This window comes from Kribbella qitaiheensis, from assembly GCF_014217565.1.
Lineage (GTDB): Bacteria > Actinomycetota > Actinomycetes > Propionibacteriales > Kribbellaceae > Kribbella > Kribbella qitaiheensis_A.
The window spans coordinates 6941649-6955485 of the sequence record NZ_CP043661.1; the positions used below are offsets into that span (position 1 = coordinate 6941649).

Consider the following 13837-nt stretch of genomic DNA (forward strand, 5'->3'; position numbering starts at 1 on the left):
GTAAGTGACACGGGATCAGCAGGGGAGGCGCCGATGACCGCACCAAGCCATGCGCCTCCCGGTCGCGTCACGCGGAAGTTCCGGCCGCCGCGGTTCGGACTGGGCGGATCGCCGATCGGCAATCTGCCCGCGCCGGACGGGGATGCCCGGGCCACCAGCACGATCGACGCCGCCTACGGCGCCGGGATCCGGTTCTTCGACACCTCCCCGGCGTACGGGCTGGGCGTGTCCGAACGGCGCTTCGGTACTGCGCTCGCCCGGCACCCGCGCGGCGAATACCTCGTCTCGACCAAGGTTGGTGGAATCGTTACCGGCCGGGGGCTGCGAGTGGACTTCTCCGCCGCCGGGATCAGGCAGTCGCTCACCGAGAGTCTGGAGCGGCTTCGACTGGACTCGATCGACATCGCCTTCATCCAGGACCCGGGGGAGGACTGGCAACAGGCGATCGACGAGGCCTATCCGGTGCTGCACGAGCTTCGCCGCCAAGGCGTTCTGCACGCGATCGGCGCGGCCATGGACGACTGGCAACAGCTGGACCGTTTCGTCCGCGCCACCGAGGTCGACACCGTCCTGCTGGCCGGGCAGTATTCGCTGCTCGACCAATCCGCCCTCCCGCTGCTCGATCGCTGCAAGGCGCGCGAGGTGGCAGCGATCGTGTCCGGCGTACTGACGCCGGAAGTGCTGCAGATCGACCGCTCCAAGAGCGCGAACGTGGCTGTCGCCAACGTCCGGGCCCGCCGGATCGCGGCCGTCTGCGAGGCGTACGGCGTATCGCTGCCGCAGGTCGCGCTCGCCTTCCCGAGCCGGCATCCCGCCGTCACCTCGGTGCTGATCGGTGCCGCGAGCCCGGCCGAGATCCGCGCCGACGCGGCTCTCGTCCGGCAGCCCGTACCGGCCTCGCTCTGGGCCGACCAGGAACTCCGGAAGCTACTCACCGTCAGCTAAACTACGCAGAGGTACCCGCGCTCGCGGGCCCCCGGACGAGATGGCGCCGTACCCGGCCCGGCAAAGACGACGCCCGCCCCTGGAGGGGCAGGGTCATGCATGTCGTGGACCTTCTCGAAATCGCCGGCGCGATCGCGATCCTGGTGGCCTTCGCCGCATCTCAGGCCGGCCGGTTGGGATCGCACAGTCGCACCTATCTGACCCTCAACCTGCTCGGCTCCGCCGTGCTCGCCGCGATCGCGGGAGTGCAGAGTTCCTGGGGATTCCTGCTGCTGGAGGGCAGTTGGGCCGTGGTCAGCCTGATCGGCCTGCTTCGCGTGATGCTGGCACGGCCGGCCGCACCAGCAGAGGGCTAGAACCGGCAGACGGCTAGAACCGGTCGCCGGGGGCCGGAGTGCTGCTGCCGCCGGGGCTTCCGGTGGGGATCGGGACGGACGGGCTGCCCGGGCTGACCGGGCTTCCCGGCGAAGTCGGGCTGGTGGTCGGCGAACCGGTTCCCGGCGGTGGCGTGGTCGGAGTCACCGTCACGGTGGTCGGCGCCGGAGCAGTCGGGATCACCGGACCCGGGTCGATCTCAGGTGCGTTCCTGAACAGCAGCCAGGCGATGAACATCGCGAGCGCCATGATGATGGCCATCGTCAGCAACGCCAGTCCGAGCGCGAGTCGCGACGCGGGCCGCAGTACGGCGGGCCAGGGCAACGGCCAGATCCGGAACAGACCCGGTCGGCGACGGTTCTCCCAGTGGTGCCGGAAGTCCGGGCCGCGGAACCGGCCGAGCTGCGGGACCCGGTCCATCAGTACGGCGGACAGCACTTCCTCGCCGCGGCGCTCCGCGATCAGGCGCTCGTCCGTCGCGGAGCTGGAGCCGTCGTCCTCGCGGATCGGGCCGAGCGCCACCCAGAGCGCCAGATCGTCGTCGTCGGTGTCGTTGTGCGCGAGCACCGCTTCCTCGGGCAGTTCGTCGACCGCGGTCACGAACCGGTCCCGCGCGGCGGCGTCGTCGGCGGAGCCCTCGGTCATCATCGCGACCACCGCGGACCGGCCGGTCTCGTCGCTGGCCGCATACAGGTAGCCGGCCGCGTTCGCGCCCAGCCTGGTGCGCAACCAGAAGTCCCCGACCCGGGGCGGATCCTCGGGCAGCAGCGGCAGGCCGTCCGGGAGTACCCGCGCCGGAACGCCGGACGGCGGCCCGGCCGGGGGACCTGATGGTGGTCCAGCCGGCGGCGCGTCGGGTCGGGAGTCGGTCGCGGTCATCGGCTCAATCCTTCCAGACGGTTGGTAGCACCTGACCGGGGTGGTGGGGTGGGTCAGCATATGCACTGTCGCGTAGCCCGCCCGGTACGGCGTGCGGGGTTGCGGATTTGGGTGGGTGGGGAGGATGGGGAGAGGTTCGGGCGGGGCGCGGTCGTGCGCGGACCCGGCGATCTGATGGAATGGCGGCAGTTCGCGAGCAAACAAGGTCCGCGTTGGACCCCGGAAGGACAGGCATGACCGAAACCACTGTGCCCGCTGGGTCAGTCGCCCAGCAGTCCCACTTGGTGAGCGAGGCCATCAACGAGGTCAAACGCGTCATCGTGGGCCAGGAGCACATGGTCGAGACGCTGATGGTCTCCCTGCTGGCCAAGGGTCATTGCCTGCTCGAGGGGGTGCCGGGTGTCGCCAAGACGCTCGCCGTACGGACCTTCGCATCGGTGGTCGGCGGCTCGTTCGCCCGGATCCAGTTCACTCCTGACCTGGTGCCCTCCGACATCGTCGGCACCCGGATCTACCGGCAGACCCGCGAAGCGTTCGACATCGAGCTCGGCCCGACCTTCGTGAACTTCGTCCTTGCCGACGAGGTCAACCGGGCGCCGGCCAAGGTGCAGTCGGCGATGCTGGAGCTGATGGCCGAGCGGCAGGTGTCGATCGGCGGCCAGACCTTCCCGATGCCGAAGCCCTTCATCGTGATCGCGACCCAGAACCCGATCGAGTCCGAGGGCGTCTACCCGCTGCCCGAGGCGCAGCGGGACCGGTTCCTGGTCAAGATCGATGTGCCGCACCCGCGCGGGCACGAGGAGTTCGAGATCCTCCGCCGGATGAGCGTCGACCCGCCGCAGGCGCGGCAGGTGCTCAAGCCCGAGACGATCATGGAGCTGCAGCGCTCGGCCGAGCAGGTCTTCGTGCACAACCTCGTCGCTGAGTACGCCGTACGCCTGGTGATGGCGACCCGTACGCCGTCCGACTTCCACCTGCCCGACCTGGAGCCGATCATCGAGCTCGGGGTCAGCCCGCGAGCCACACTTGGTCTGGTCTCGGCCGGCCGGGCCCTCGCGCTGATCCACGGGCGCGACTACCTGCTGCCGAGTGACGTCCAGACCGTCGCGCTCGACGTGATGGGGCACCGGATGGGCCTGACCTTCGACGCGGTCGCGGACAACATCGACCCGCGGGCCGTGATCGAGCGGATTCTGGCCACCGTGCCGCCGCCGCAGCCGGTCTGGCGCGACGGCAACGACGGCAACGGCCGGCCCGAGTTCGTCTAGTGGCCAACCGACCGGACCCGCGGGTTGCGATGACGATCTCGCAGCTCGCTCCCGAGCGTGCGTTGCGGCGGCTCGAGCTGACAGTCGTCCGGCGGCTCGAGGGCTACCTGCACGGCGAACACCTCGGCCTGCTGCCCGGTCCGGGTACCGAACTGGCCGAGGCCCGCGAGTACCAGGTCGGCGACGACGTCCGCCGGATGGACTGGGCCGTCACCGCCCGTACCACGGTCCCGCACGTCCGCGACCTGATCGCGGACCGCGAGCTGGAGACGTGGGCGCTGGTGGACCTGTCAGCGTCGATGGACTTCGGCACCTCCCAGCTGGAGAAGCGTGAGCTCGCGGTCGCCGCGGTCGCGACGGTCGGGTTCCTGACCCATCGGCTCGGTGACCGGTTCGGCGGGCTGATGCTGCGCGACTCCTCGCTGCGGCGCTGGCCGGCGCGGTCCGGACGGCTCGCGCTCTACGGTCTGCTCCGGGCGTTGCTCGCCGAGCAGGACAACGGTGAGGTCCAGGCCCGCAGCGATCTCGCCGGAGCGCTGGACTCGATGGCCCGGACGCAACGCAAACGCGGCCTCCGGGTGATCGTGTCGGACTTCCTGACCCCGGAGGACGGCGAGGTCGACAGCCGGATGGAGCCGTCCTGGGAGCGGGCGATGCGCAAGCTGACCGCCCAGCACCAGGTGCTCGCGGTGGAGATCATCGATCCGCGCGAGCTGGAACTGCCGAACATCGGTGTCGTCATGATCGGCGACCCCGAGACCGGCGCGATCCGGGAGATCGACACCCGCAAGAAGCGGGTCCGGGATCAGTACGCCGCGGCCGCGCTCGCGCAGCGGGAACGAACCAGGATCGCACTGCGTAGGGTAGGTGCTGGGCATCTCGTTCTGCGGACCGACCGGGACTGGGTCGCCGACACCGTGCGGTTCGTGCTCGCCTACCGGCGAATGGCGCCGCGCCTCCATCAACCGCCGAAGGGAGTGGCTCGCTGATGGAGTTCCTGTCTCCGGCCAGATTGTGGTTCCTGCTGTTCATCCCGCTCGTCGTCGCGGGGTACATCTTCCTGCAGCACCGACGAGCGCAGTACGCGCTGCGTTTCACCAACATCGCGTTGCTGGACAGGGTCGCGCCGCGCCGGCCCGCAGTGGCGCCGGCATCTGGCCGTCGTGCTCGCGTTGCTGGCGACCGCTTCGTGCATCCTGGCCTTTGCTCAGCCGAAGGCCGAGGTGAAGGTGCCGCGCGAGCGGGCGACCATCGTGGTCGCGATCGACGTGTCGCTGTCGATGATGGCGACCGACGTCGACCCGAACCGGCTCGAGGCGGCGAAGAAGTCGGCCAAGAACTTCGTCAACGCGCTGCCGGCCAAGTTCAACGTCGCGCTCGTCAACTTCGCTGGTACGGCGTCGATCATCGTGCCGCCGACGACCGACCGGGCGACCGTGATGCGATCCATCGACGGGCTCGAGTTGGCCGAGTCGACGGCTACCGGTGAGGGCATCTTCACTTCGTTGCAGGCGCTGACCCAGGTCCCGCCGGACCCGGAACACCCGAACGACCCGGCGCCCGCTCGGATCGTGATGCTGTCGGACGGGAAGCGCACGGTGGGTCGGACGGCGCAGGAAGGCGCGCAGGCGGCGAAGGCGAAGAACACGCCCGTCTACACGATCACCTTCGGCACCGACTCGGGCTTCATCGAGATGGACGGCATCCGCCAGCGCGTCCCCCCGGACCGCGCCGAGCTCCGCAGCGTCGCCGAAATCAGCGGCGGCGAGGCTTACACCGCCGAGTCGGCAGGCGAGCTCGAAGACGTCTACAAAGACATCGGCTCCTCCGTCGGCTACGACAAGGTGGACAAAGAAGTAACCTCCCGCTTCGCAGGCATCGCGATGCTCTTCACCCTCGCAGCCGCCGGTGCCTGCATAGCCCTCGCCTCGCGCTTCCCCTGAGCCCTTACGTCCGAAGAGGCGTGGGTCCTGCCCCTCACCTCTTCGGACGTAACGGCCTCTGGTGGCGGAGGTGGTGTCGGTCGGCCCAGGAGGAGATGGCGGCGGCGATCTCCTTGGGGCGGTCTTCCGCCGCATGGTGTCCGGCCTCGCCGCAGGCGACGATCTCCAACGAGGCGATGGAGGCCGCGCACCACTTGGTGACCTCCTCGGTGATCAGCAAGGTCGGCGAGCCCTCGAACGTCATCAGCAGCTTCGGGACGTCGGAGCTGGTGGCGAGCCAGCGGTCGTAGCTCTCGATCCTGGCGACCAGTTCGGCCGGTTCGCCACCGAGCGGCAGTTGGCGCGCCCAGGCGAGTAGCGGCCGGCGACTGTCCCGGTCCGGGTACGGCGCGAGGAAGACAGCGAGGTCCTCGTCGCTCACCGCGTTCAGAACTCCGGCGCCGGTGAACGCCATCCGGACCAGTGTGTCCTCCTCGAGCAGCCGCGTCTCGCCCGCAGGGCTGAGCACCATTTCGGACCGTTCTCGCGCCTGCGGCGACAGCTCCTCCCACGCGAGTGGCTTGACGATGGTCTCCAGGAACGCGACCCCGAGCACCCGGTCCGGATGCCGGGCCGCCCAGTCGAAGGCGAGCGCGCCACCCCAGTCGTGGCCCACCAGGACGACCTGGTCGAGTCCCAGCGCGTCGAACCACGCATCGAGGTATCGCGCGTGGTCGGCGAACGTGTAGGCGAGCTCAGGCTTGCCGGACCGGCCCATCCCGATCAGGTCAGGGGCCAGCAAGCGGCCGGCACCGAGCCCGGGGATCACGCCGCGCCAGACGTGTGATGACGCCGGGTTCCCATGCAGCAGGACGATCGGCGTACCGCTGCCGGATTCTTCGTAGTACAGGGTCGAGTCGAGAACGTCGAGAGTAGGCATGTGAGGAATCCTCGAACCTCAGGTTCACTTCAAGTCAAGGGGCCTGAACGCCGGTGATTGCGGACCGGGGAGTGTCGGATTGCGACACGATGGTGATGTGGTTGACACGGCGAGGTTGCTGGTGTTGCAGGGGTGGGTGGTGCAAGATGTACCTGCTGTCGCCGGACTTTCGAGTCCGTGTTCGAGAACGCTGGGGAAGGCGCCCCTCGAACACAGGAGGTCCCGGTGGCGACAACTCGTGGCGTGCTTTACGTCCACACGGTGCCGTCAGCGTTGTGCCCTCATGTCGAGTGGGCAGCGGGCGGCATACTCGGTGTGCCCGTGAAACTTGACTGGACACCGCAGCCCGCGGCTCAGGGGAGCTACCGGGCCGAGCTGTCGTGGCAGGCTGAGGCCGGTACTGCGGCCAAGCTCGCGTCTGCGCTGCGCGGTTGGCAGAAGCTGCGGTTCGAGGTGACCGAGGAGCCGAGCAACGGGGTCGAGGGCGAGCGGTATTCGTTCACCCCGACGCTGGGTGTCTTCCACGCGACCACTGGCGTACACGGCGACATCATGGTCCCGGAGGAGCGGCTGAAGGCCGCGATGCTGAAGGCCGCGAGTGGTGAGGCCGACCTGACCGAGGAGGTCGAGCGTTTGCTCGGCAGGCCTTGGGATGACGAGCTCGAACCCTTCCGCTACGCCGGCGACGGAGCTCCGGTCCGCTGGCTCCATCAGGTCGTCTGACAGTTTCCTGAGAACTTCAGAAGAAAGCTTCCAAGGGGCAGATTTTTACGAACTTTTGAACGATGCTATGGGTCAGACGTTGAGCCAGGGCGGGAAAACAAAGCCGTGGCCGCTGTGGCCACCGGGTGTCGGGACACCCCCGGTTGTCGTACAACAGCGGCCGCACCACGTAGAAGGGCGCGGACCTCACGGTCCGCGCCCTTTCTCCTTCCCTGCAAAGGAAACGTGCTCTGCGGGGAAGGTGGAAACCACCCGCGGTCGTCAGCAGATCACGCGCCACCACCGCACAGGTGCCCGCCACATCCCCTGCGCCAAGCGTCGTCCTCGCTGAAGTGCGTCCGGTCGGGCTGCTGCTACTGGCCGTAGGACTTGGCGGTCCAGCCCAGGGAGCCGAGTGAGCCGCCCTTGATGTCGGTGCCGAGCCGGTCGGACTGGTTCGCGTCGAAGTACACCGACGCTGCTCCGGCCGAGGTGATGCCGAGCAGCGGGCGGCCGTTCGGGTGCGACTGGCAGTAGCCCGTGCTGAGGCTGCTGAACCCGCTCCAGCCGGTCGACTGCAGCACTGTCGAACCGATCGTCGACGGGTTGGCCAGGTTGATCCGCCACTCCTTCAGCTCACCGTTGGTCTTGGTGCCGACCAGTACGTCGACCGCAGCGCTACCGGTTCCTTCGGTGCGCTCGAAGGTCAGCGTCTTGACCGTGTCCCAGCTGGTGGAGCGCAGCGTCACCGGTGCCGACAGGACCCACTCGCCGTTCACGAAGCTCACCGAGTAGCGGTAGAGCGAGGTGCCGGCCACGCGGTACAGGTAGGTCCCGTTCGCGAGGATCCGGGTGCCACCGAAGCCGGCGGTGATCCGGATGGCCGTGTTCTTGGTCATCTTCCAAACGCCGTTGGTCCGCTCGCCCCGCCGCTCGACGTCGTACAGGTAGCCGTCGGTCGGATGCGCGGCGAGCTCACTGCTGATGAACAGGTCGACGTCACCGGCACCGCCGAGCTGCTGCCAGGCTGACGGCACCCAGGTGAGCTTGTCGCCCGGGTACGACGTGATGCTGGTCTTGCGGGCGTCGTAGCCGTAGGCGAGCCGCTGACCATCGGAGCGGTAGGCGGTGGTGTAGGTACCGCAGTCAGCCGGTACGTCGGCGATCGCAGCGCTGGCCGGCAGTGCGGTCAGGGCAGAGCCGATCGCGGCCAGGGCGAGCGCCGCGACGAATGGTTTGCGCATAGGTGGTTGTTCCTCCGTGAGGTGAAAGGCAGCCCCTTGTCGACGCACGTGAAGGCGCCGGCGGTTCCCTCGGGAACCGCCGGCGCCTCAAGCAATGACGACGATTCCCTCGGGAACCGCCGTGACGACTACAGCGGGATGTTGCCGTGCTGGCCGCGGACTCGGCCGCCGGATTCGGCGGTGGCGATGGCGGCGGCGAGGGCTGACCGGGTCACGCTCGGCTCGACGACCTCGTCGACGACGCCGATCTGGCGGGCCCGCTCGATCCCACCGGCGATCTTCTCGTGCTCGGCGGCGAGCTCGGCCTCGACCTGCGGGCGGAGCTCGATCGCGACGTCAGCCAGTTTGCGGCGGTGCAGGATCCGGATCGCGGCGACCGCGCCCATCACGGCTACCTCGGCCCGCGGCCACGCGAACACCCGGGTAGCTCCCAGCGACCGCGCGTTCATCGCGATATAGGCGCCGCCGTACGTCTTCCGGGTCACCAGCGTCACCCGCGGCACCACCGACTCGGCAAAAGCGTGCAGCAGCTTGGCGCCACGCCGTACGACGCCGTCCCACTCCTGACCGACACCCGGCAGATACCCCGGCACGTCGACGAGCACGACCATCGGCACGCCGAACGCGTCGCACATCCGCACGAAACGGGACGCCTTCTCGGCCGACAGCGCGTCCAGGCAGCCGCCCAGCCGGAGCGGGTTGTTCGCGATCACGCCGACGGTCCGGCCGCCGAGCCGGCCGAGAGTCGTGACGATGTTCGGCGCCCACCGCTGGTGCAGCTCGACGCCGGACTCCTCGTCGAGCACCCCGCCGACCAGCGGATGGACGTCGTACGCGCGTTTCGCCGACTCCGGCAGCAACCCGGACAGGTCGGTGTCCGGTACGTCGGGGGAGACGTCGCCCTGGTTCGCGAACAGATCGGCCAACTGCCGGGCCTTCTCGATCGCGGCCGCTTCGGAGTCGGTGGTGATGTGGACGACGCCGGACCGCCGGCCGTGCGGCTCGGGGCCGCCGAGACGCAGCATGTCGACGTCCTCACCGGTGACCGAGCGGACCACGTCCGGACCGGTCACGAAGATGCGTCCCTCCGGCCCGAGGATGACGATGTCGGTCAGCGCCGGACCGTACGCCGCGCCGCCGGCCGCCGGGCCGAGCACGACCGAGATCTGCGGGATCTTGCCCGAGGCCTGGGTCATCTCGAAGAAGATCTTGCCGACCGCGTGCAGCGACAGCACGCCCTCGGCCAGCCGAGCGCCGCCGGAGTGCCACAGACCGATGATCGGCAGCTCCTCCTGACGGGCGACCTGGTACGCCTTGACCACGACCTCGCAGCCCTGGTCGCCCATCGCCCCGCCCATCACGGTCGCGTCGGAGCAGAAGGCGATCACGGGCGCGCCACTGATCGTGCCGCGGACGGCGAGCATGCCGGACAGGTCGTCCGGGGTGATCAGCTCGAGCGTGCCGGGGTCGAGCAGGGCGGTGAGCCTGGTGACCGGATTGCGGGGGTCCTGCTCGCGCGGCAGCTTCGCCGGCTTGACGGGTGCAGTGGTCATGGCGGTTCTCCCAGCTCGGACGGACTTACGGCATCAAGCGACCTCGGACGACCTAGTCAGATTTGCTACGTCGGACTGACTTGCTACGTCAGACCGACTTGAAGGCCAGCGCGACGTTGTGTCCGCCGAAGCCGAACGAGTTGTTCAGCGCCGCGATGTCGCCGTCGGCGAGCTTGCGCGGCTCGGTCGCGACATCGAGCTGTACGCCGTCGTCCAGCTTGTCGAGGTTGATCGTGGGCGGCACCACCCGGTGGTACAGCGCGAGCACGGTGGCGATCGACTCGACCGCTCCGGCCGCGCCGAGCAGGTGGCCGATCATCGACTTCGGCGCGGTGGCGACCGCGTGGTCGGTGGCACTGCCGAGCGCCTTGCGGATCGCGACCGCCTCGGCCACGTCGCCGGGCCGGCGTCGAGGTGGCGTGCGCGTTGATGTGCACGATGTCGCCGGTGGCCAGGTCGCCTTCGCGCAGGGCCAGCTTCATCGCGCGCTCGGCGCCGGAGCCGGTCGGGTCGGGCTGCACGATGTCGTGGCCGTCGGCGGTGATGCCGGCGCCGGCGAACTCGGCGTAGATCTTGGCGCCGCGGGCGACCGCGTGGTCGTAGCTCTCCAGCACCAGTACGCCGGCGCCCTCGCCGAGCAGGAAGCCGTCGCGGTCCACGTCCCACGGACGGGAGGCGCGCTCGGGGTCGTCGTTGCGCTTGCTGAGCGCCATCATCTGGCCGAAGGCGGCCAGCGGCAGCGCGGTGATCGAACCCTCGGCGCCACCGGCGACGACGATGTCGGCGCGGCCGAGCCGGATCTGGTCCGCGGCCAGCGAGATGGCCTCGTTGCTGGAGGCGCAGGCCGAGACGGGAGTCTGGACGCCTGCCAGCGCGCCGAGCTCGAGGCCGACGTTCGCGGCGGCCGAGTTCGGCATCAGCATCGGGATCGCCAGCGGCGAGACGCGGCGGGGACCCTTCTGCAGCAGGTCGTAGTTGTTCAGCGTGGTGAGCAGGCCGCCGATGCCGGTGGCGATGGCGACACCGAGTCGGGTCTTGTCCAGCTCGACGTCGGCCAGGCCGGAGTGGGCCCAGGCCTCGCGAGCGGCGACCACGGCGAACTGCGCGTTGCGGTCCAGCCGGCGGGCCTTGACGCGCTCGATCACCTCGGTCGGCTCGACGGCGGCCGGCGCGGCGATCTTCACCGGCAGCTCTTCGACCCAGTCGGCGGTCAGCAGCTTCGCGCCGGACTTGCCGGCCAGCAGCGCCTCCCAGGTACTGGTGACGTCGCCCCCGACCGGGGTCGACGCTCCGAGCCCGGTGATGACGACTCGGGTCTTCGACATGGTTACCTCATCCTTCGGCGTGAGAGCTGTGGGTCGAGCGAGTTGGCCACGCGTACGGCGTACCGGCCGGTGGAGGGCGCCGGGAGCGGTGGCTCACCGGACCACATGGCCCGGTGAGCAGCACAACTGCCAGCACAGATCGAATGGGACTCGATCAGCCGTTCTGGGCGCGCTCGATGAACGCGACGGCGTCACCGACGGTCTTCAGGTTCTTGACCTCGTCGTCGGGGATCTTCACGCTGAACTTCTCCTCGGCGGCCACGACGACCTCGACCATGGAGAGCGAGTCGACGTCGAGGTCGTCGGTGAAGGACTTGTCCAGCTGGACGTCCTCAACCGGGATGCCCGCGATCTCGTTGACGATCTCGGCGAGGTTGGAACGGATCTCTTCGGTGCTGGCCATCTTGGTGTTTTCCCTTTCGGAATGAGCTTTGACAATCGCCGGGCCGGCCACCTGAGCCGTCCCGGACATCTTTGTTAGGGGAGCCGGATCACCTGGGCGGCGTAGACCAGGCCCGCGCCGAAGCCGATGATCAGGGCGAGGTCGCCACTGTTGGCTTCCCCCTCCTCGCGCATGGTCGCGATCGCCAGCGGGATCGAAGCGGCGGACGTGTTGCCCTGCCGCTGGATGTCGCGGGCGACCTTGACCGTCTCGGGCAGCTTCAGCGTCCGGCGCATCGCGTCGGTGATCCGCATGTTCGCCTGGTGCGGGATGAACAGGTCGAGGTCCTCGGCCTTCACACCGGCCACGTCGAGTGCCTGCTGTGCCGCCTTGGCCATCTCGAACGAGGCCCACCGGAAGACCGGGTTGCCGTCCATCGTCAGGTGCGGCCACTGGTAGCTGCCGGCCGCCTCCGCCCAGGACTCCTTCTGGCTGATCACCTGGTGCTGGGTGCCGTCGGAACCCCAGACGACCGGGCCGATGCCCGCCTCGTCCGAAGGACCGACAACGGCAGCGCCGGCGCCGTCGGCGAAGATGAACGCCGTACCGCGGTCGGTCCGGTCGGTGATGTCGCTGAGCCGCTCGACACCGATCACCAGCACGTACTTCGCGCTGCCGCCGCGGACGAGGTCGTTGGCCATCGCGATGCCGTAGCAGAACCCGGCACAGGCAGCCGACAGGTCGAAGGCGGCGGCCGTCGGTGCGCCGACCGCGACAGCGAGCTGGGTCGCGATCGCCGGGGTCTGGTAGAGGTGCGTGACGGTCGCGACGACGACGCAGCCGATCTGGGCCGGGTCGATCCCCGACTCGGCCAGCGCGGCCTTGGCGGCGTGCGTCGACATCATCAGGATGGTCTCGTCCGGGTCGGCCCAGCGGCGTTCCTTGATCCCGGAACGGGTCTGGATCCACTCGTCGCTGGAGTCGATCTGCTCGAGGATCTCCGCGTTCGGGACCACCCGGCGCGGCCGGTACGAGCCGAGGCCGAGGATCGCGGCGTGGTTGGTACCGACGGATTCGTTGATCTGGCCGGGCATGTCAGTTCCCCGCGCTCGGGTGCAGCCGGACCAGCGGCTGGCCGGGGGCGACCGGGTCGCCCTCTTCCACCAGCCACTCGACCACGATGCCGCCGTGTGGGGAGCGAACCTCCAGCTCGTCACGCAGGCTCAACACCCTCGCCACCACCTCTCCGGCCGCGACGACATCGCCCGGCTCGCGTTGCGTCTGACCCTCGCGGGTGAACGTGCCCTTCATCGGCGCGACCAGCAGCCGCCAGGTCGGCGACGCGTCGATCTCGGAAGGGCTGCCGTGCTTGTCGACGAACGCGCGGGCGTCGTCCAGTTGGTCCGGCGTCTTCAGGGCGAACGTCTCGACGCCCTTCAGGGCGCGCTTGGCGATCCCGGTCAGGGTGCCGGCCGGCGGCATCTCCAGGATGCCGGTGACCTGCAGGTCGGCCATCGTCTGCATGCACAGGTCCCAGCGGACCGGCGAGTTGACCTGCTGGACGAGGCGGCGCAGTACGTCCTGGCCGTCGTGCACGATCTGGCCGTCGCGGTTCGAGATCAGCCGCGAGCGGGGGTCGTGGGTGGTGATCGAGCGGGCGTAGCCGGCCAGCGTGTCGACGGCCGGCTCCATGTGCCGGGTGTGGAACGCGCCGGCCACCGAGAGCGGGATCAGCCGGCTCTTCGCGGGCGGGTCCGCCTGGAAGGCCGCGAGCTCCTCGACAGTGCCGGCCGCGACGATCTGGCCGGGACCGTTGTCGTTGGCAGCGGTCAGGCCGTGCTCGGCGATCTTCGCCAGCACCTCGTCGCGGTCGCCACCGAGCACCGCGGTCATCGAAGTCGCGGTCTGCGCGGCCGCGGCGGCCATCGCCTTGCCGCGCTCGCGGACCAGCACCATCGCCTGCTCGGCGCTGATCACGCCGGCGCCGACCGCGGCCGCGATCTCACCGACGCTGTGGCCGGTGACGGCGCCCATCTGGGCGTGCGCGTCGGACGGGTGCGGGAAGACAGCCAGGGCGGCCAGCATGCTCGACGCGACCAGCAGCGGCTGCGCGATCGCGGTGTCGCGGATGGTGTCCGCGTCGGCCTTGGTGCCGTAGTGGGCGAGGTCGAGCCCGGCGACCGCGGACAGCCAGTGCAGCCGGTTCTCGAAGGCGGGATCCTCGAGCCATGGCTCGAGGAAACCTGGGGACTGAGCGCCCTGTCCGGGCGCGACGATGACGAGCACGTGACAACTCTCCCTG

13 protein-coding genes, 1 pseudogene and 1 riboswitch are annotated in these 13837 nt (G+C 69.4%); of the genes and pseudogenes, 6 read left to right on the plus strand and 8 right to left on the minus strand.

Annotation, left to right across the window (positions count from 1 at the left end):
- Positions 1-33 precede the first annotated feature (33 nt).
- A complete protein-coding gene (locus F1D05_RS33040) occupies positions 34-945 on the plus strand; it encodes an aldo/keto reductase (protein ID WP_185444250.1) in 912 nt (303 codons plus the stop codon).
- A gap of 9 nt (positions 946-954) precedes the next feature.
- Positions 955-1021: riboswitch (guanidine-III (ykkC-III) riboswitch) on the plus strand.
- Between the two features lie 19 nt (positions 1022-1040).
- Positions 1041-1301 (plus strand): CBU_0592 family membrane protein, encoded by a 261-nt coding sequence (locus F1D05_RS33045; protein ID WP_185444251.1) that lies wholly within the window; start codon positions 1041-1043, stop codon positions 1299-1301.
- A 13-nt stretch (positions 1302-1314) separates the two neighbouring features.
- Here the strand turns inward: F1D05_RS33045 and F1D05_RS33050 are convergent, their stop codons facing one another.
- A complete protein-coding gene (locus tag F1D05_RS33050) occupies positions 1315-2199 on the minus strand; it encodes a hypothetical protein (protein WP_185444252.1) in 885 nt (294 codons plus the stop codon).
- 233 nt (positions 2200-2432) lie between these two features.
- On the opposite strand from F1D05_RS33050, the gene F1D05_RS33055 reads away from it, so the two are divergent.
- The 3 genes from F1D05_RS33055 (at position 2433) to F1D05_RS33065 (ending at position 5410) form a co-directional block, all read left to right on the plus strand.
- Positions 2433-3467, plus strand: a complete 1035-nt coding sequence (locus F1D05_RS33055; protein ID WP_185444253.1) for an AAA family ATPase — start codon at positions 2433-2435, stop codon at positions 3465-3467.
- 29 nt (positions 3468-3496) lie between these two features.
- Complete coding sequence (locus F1D05_RS33060; RefSeq protein WP_185444254.1) at positions 3497-4456, plus strand: DUF58 domain-containing protein; 960 nt, start codon at positions 3497-3499, stop codon at positions 4454-4456.
- Positions 4457-4630: 174 nt separating this feature from the next.
- A complete protein-coding gene (locus tag F1D05_RS33065; RefSeq protein ID WP_246486166.1) occupies positions 4631-5410 on the plus strand; it encodes a VWA domain-containing protein in 780 nt (259 codons plus the stop codon).
- Between the two features lie 34 nt (positions 5411-5444).
- On the opposite strand, the gene F1D05_RS33070 is transcribed toward F1D05_RS33065, so the two are convergent.
- Complete coding sequence (locus tag F1D05_RS33070) at positions 5445-6329, minus strand: haloalkane dehalogenase (RefSeq protein ID WP_185444255.1); 885 nt, start codon at positions 6327-6329, stop codon at positions 5445-5447.
- A 225-nt stretch (positions 6330-6554) separates the two neighbouring features.
- Here F1D05_RS33070 and F1D05_RS33075 point away from each other — a divergent pair, with 225 nt between their 5' ends.
- A complete protein-coding gene (locus F1D05_RS33075) occupies positions 6555-7052 on the plus strand; it encodes a DUF3145 domain-containing protein (RefSeq protein ID WP_185444256.1) in 498 nt (165 codons plus the stop codon).
- 353 nt (positions 7053-7405) lie between these two features.
- Here F1D05_RS33075 and F1D05_RS33080 read toward each other — a convergent pair whose 3' ends face one another.
- The 6 genes and pseudogenes from F1D05_RS33080 to F1D05_RS33105 form a co-directional block, all read right to left on the minus strand.
- Positions 7406-8275 carry a hypothetical protein gene (locus tag F1D05_RS33080; protein ID WP_185444257.1) on the minus strand — a complete coding sequence of 290 codons (870 nt, stop codon included), beginning with the start codon at positions 8273-8275 and terminating at the stop codon, positions 7406-7408.
- 128 nt (positions 8276-8403) lie between these two features.
- Positions 8404-9828 carry an acyl-CoA carboxylase subunit beta gene (locus F1D05_RS33085; RefSeq protein ID WP_185444258.1) on the minus strand — a complete coding sequence of 475 codons (1425 nt, stop codon included), beginning with the start codon at positions 9826-9828 and terminating at the stop codon, positions 8404-8406.
- A gap of 88 nt (positions 9829-9916) precedes the next feature.
- A pseudogene (locus F1D05_RS33090) lies at positions 9917-11153 on the minus strand (beta-ketoacyl-[acyl-carrier-protein] synthase family protein).
- Positions 11154-11307: 154 nt separating this feature from the next.
- Positions 11308-11556 (minus strand): acyl carrier protein, encoded by a 249-nt coding sequence (locus F1D05_RS33095; RefSeq protein ID WP_077017127.1) that lies wholly within the window; start codon positions 11554-11556, stop codon positions 11308-11310.
- 74 nt (positions 11557-11630) lie between these two features.
- Positions 11631-12629 (minus strand): beta-ketoacyl-ACP synthase III, encoded by a 999-nt coding sequence (locus F1D05_RS33100; RefSeq protein WP_185444259.1) that lies wholly within the window; start codon positions 12627-12629, stop codon positions 11631-11633.
- Between the two features lies 1 nt (position 12630).
- Positions 12631-13821, minus strand: a complete 1191-nt coding sequence (locus F1D05_RS33105; RefSeq protein WP_185444260.1) for an acyltransferase domain-containing protein — start codon at positions 13819-13821, stop codon at positions 12631-12633.
- Between the last annotated feature and the right edge of the window lie 16 nt (positions 13822-13837).

Excerpts from the sequence above, each read along its gene's own strand:
- F1D05_RS33100 (WP_185444259.1), bottom strand. The coding sequence starts at position 12,629 with ATGCCCGGCCAGATCAACGAATCCGTCGGTACCAACCACGCCGCGATC.
- F1D05_RS33055 (WP_185444253.1), top strand. The coding sequence starts at position 2,433 with ATGACCGAAACCACTGTGCCCGCTGGGTCAGTCGCCCAGCAGTCCCAC.
- F1D05_RS33040 (WP_185444250.1), top strand. The coding sequence starts at position 34 with ATGACCGCACCAAGCCATGCGCCTCCCGGTCGCGTCACGCGGAAGTTC.
- F1D05_RS33095 (WP_077017127.1), bottom strand. The coding sequence starts at position 11,556 with ATGGCCAGCACCGAAGAGATCCGTTCCAACCTCGCCGAGATCGTCAAC.
- F1D05_RS33080 (WP_185444257.1), bottom strand. The coding sequence starts at position 8,275 with ATGCGCAAACCATTCGTCGCGGCGCTCGCCCTGGCCGCGATCGGCTCT.
- F1D05_RS33085 (WP_185444258.1), bottom strand. The coding sequence starts at position 9,828 with ATGACCACTGCACCCGTCAAGCCGGCGAAGCTGCCGCGCGAGCAGGAC.
- F1D05_RS33045 (WP_185444251.1), top strand. The coding sequence starts at position 1,041 with ATGCATGTCGTGGACCTTCTCGAAATCGCCGGCGCGATCGCGATCCTG.
- F1D05_RS33070 (WP_185444255.1), bottom strand. The coding sequence starts at position 6,329 with ATGCCTACTCTCGACGTTCTCGACTCGACCCTGTACTACGAAGAATCC.
- F1D05_RS33050 (WP_185444252.1), bottom strand. The coding sequence starts at position 2,199 with ATGACCGCGACCGACTCCCGACCCGACGCGCCGCCGGCTGGACCACCA.
- F1D05_RS33060 (WP_185444254.1), top strand. The coding sequence starts at position 3,497 with ATGACGATCTCGCAGCTCGCTCCCGAGCGTGCGTTGCGGCGGCTCGAG.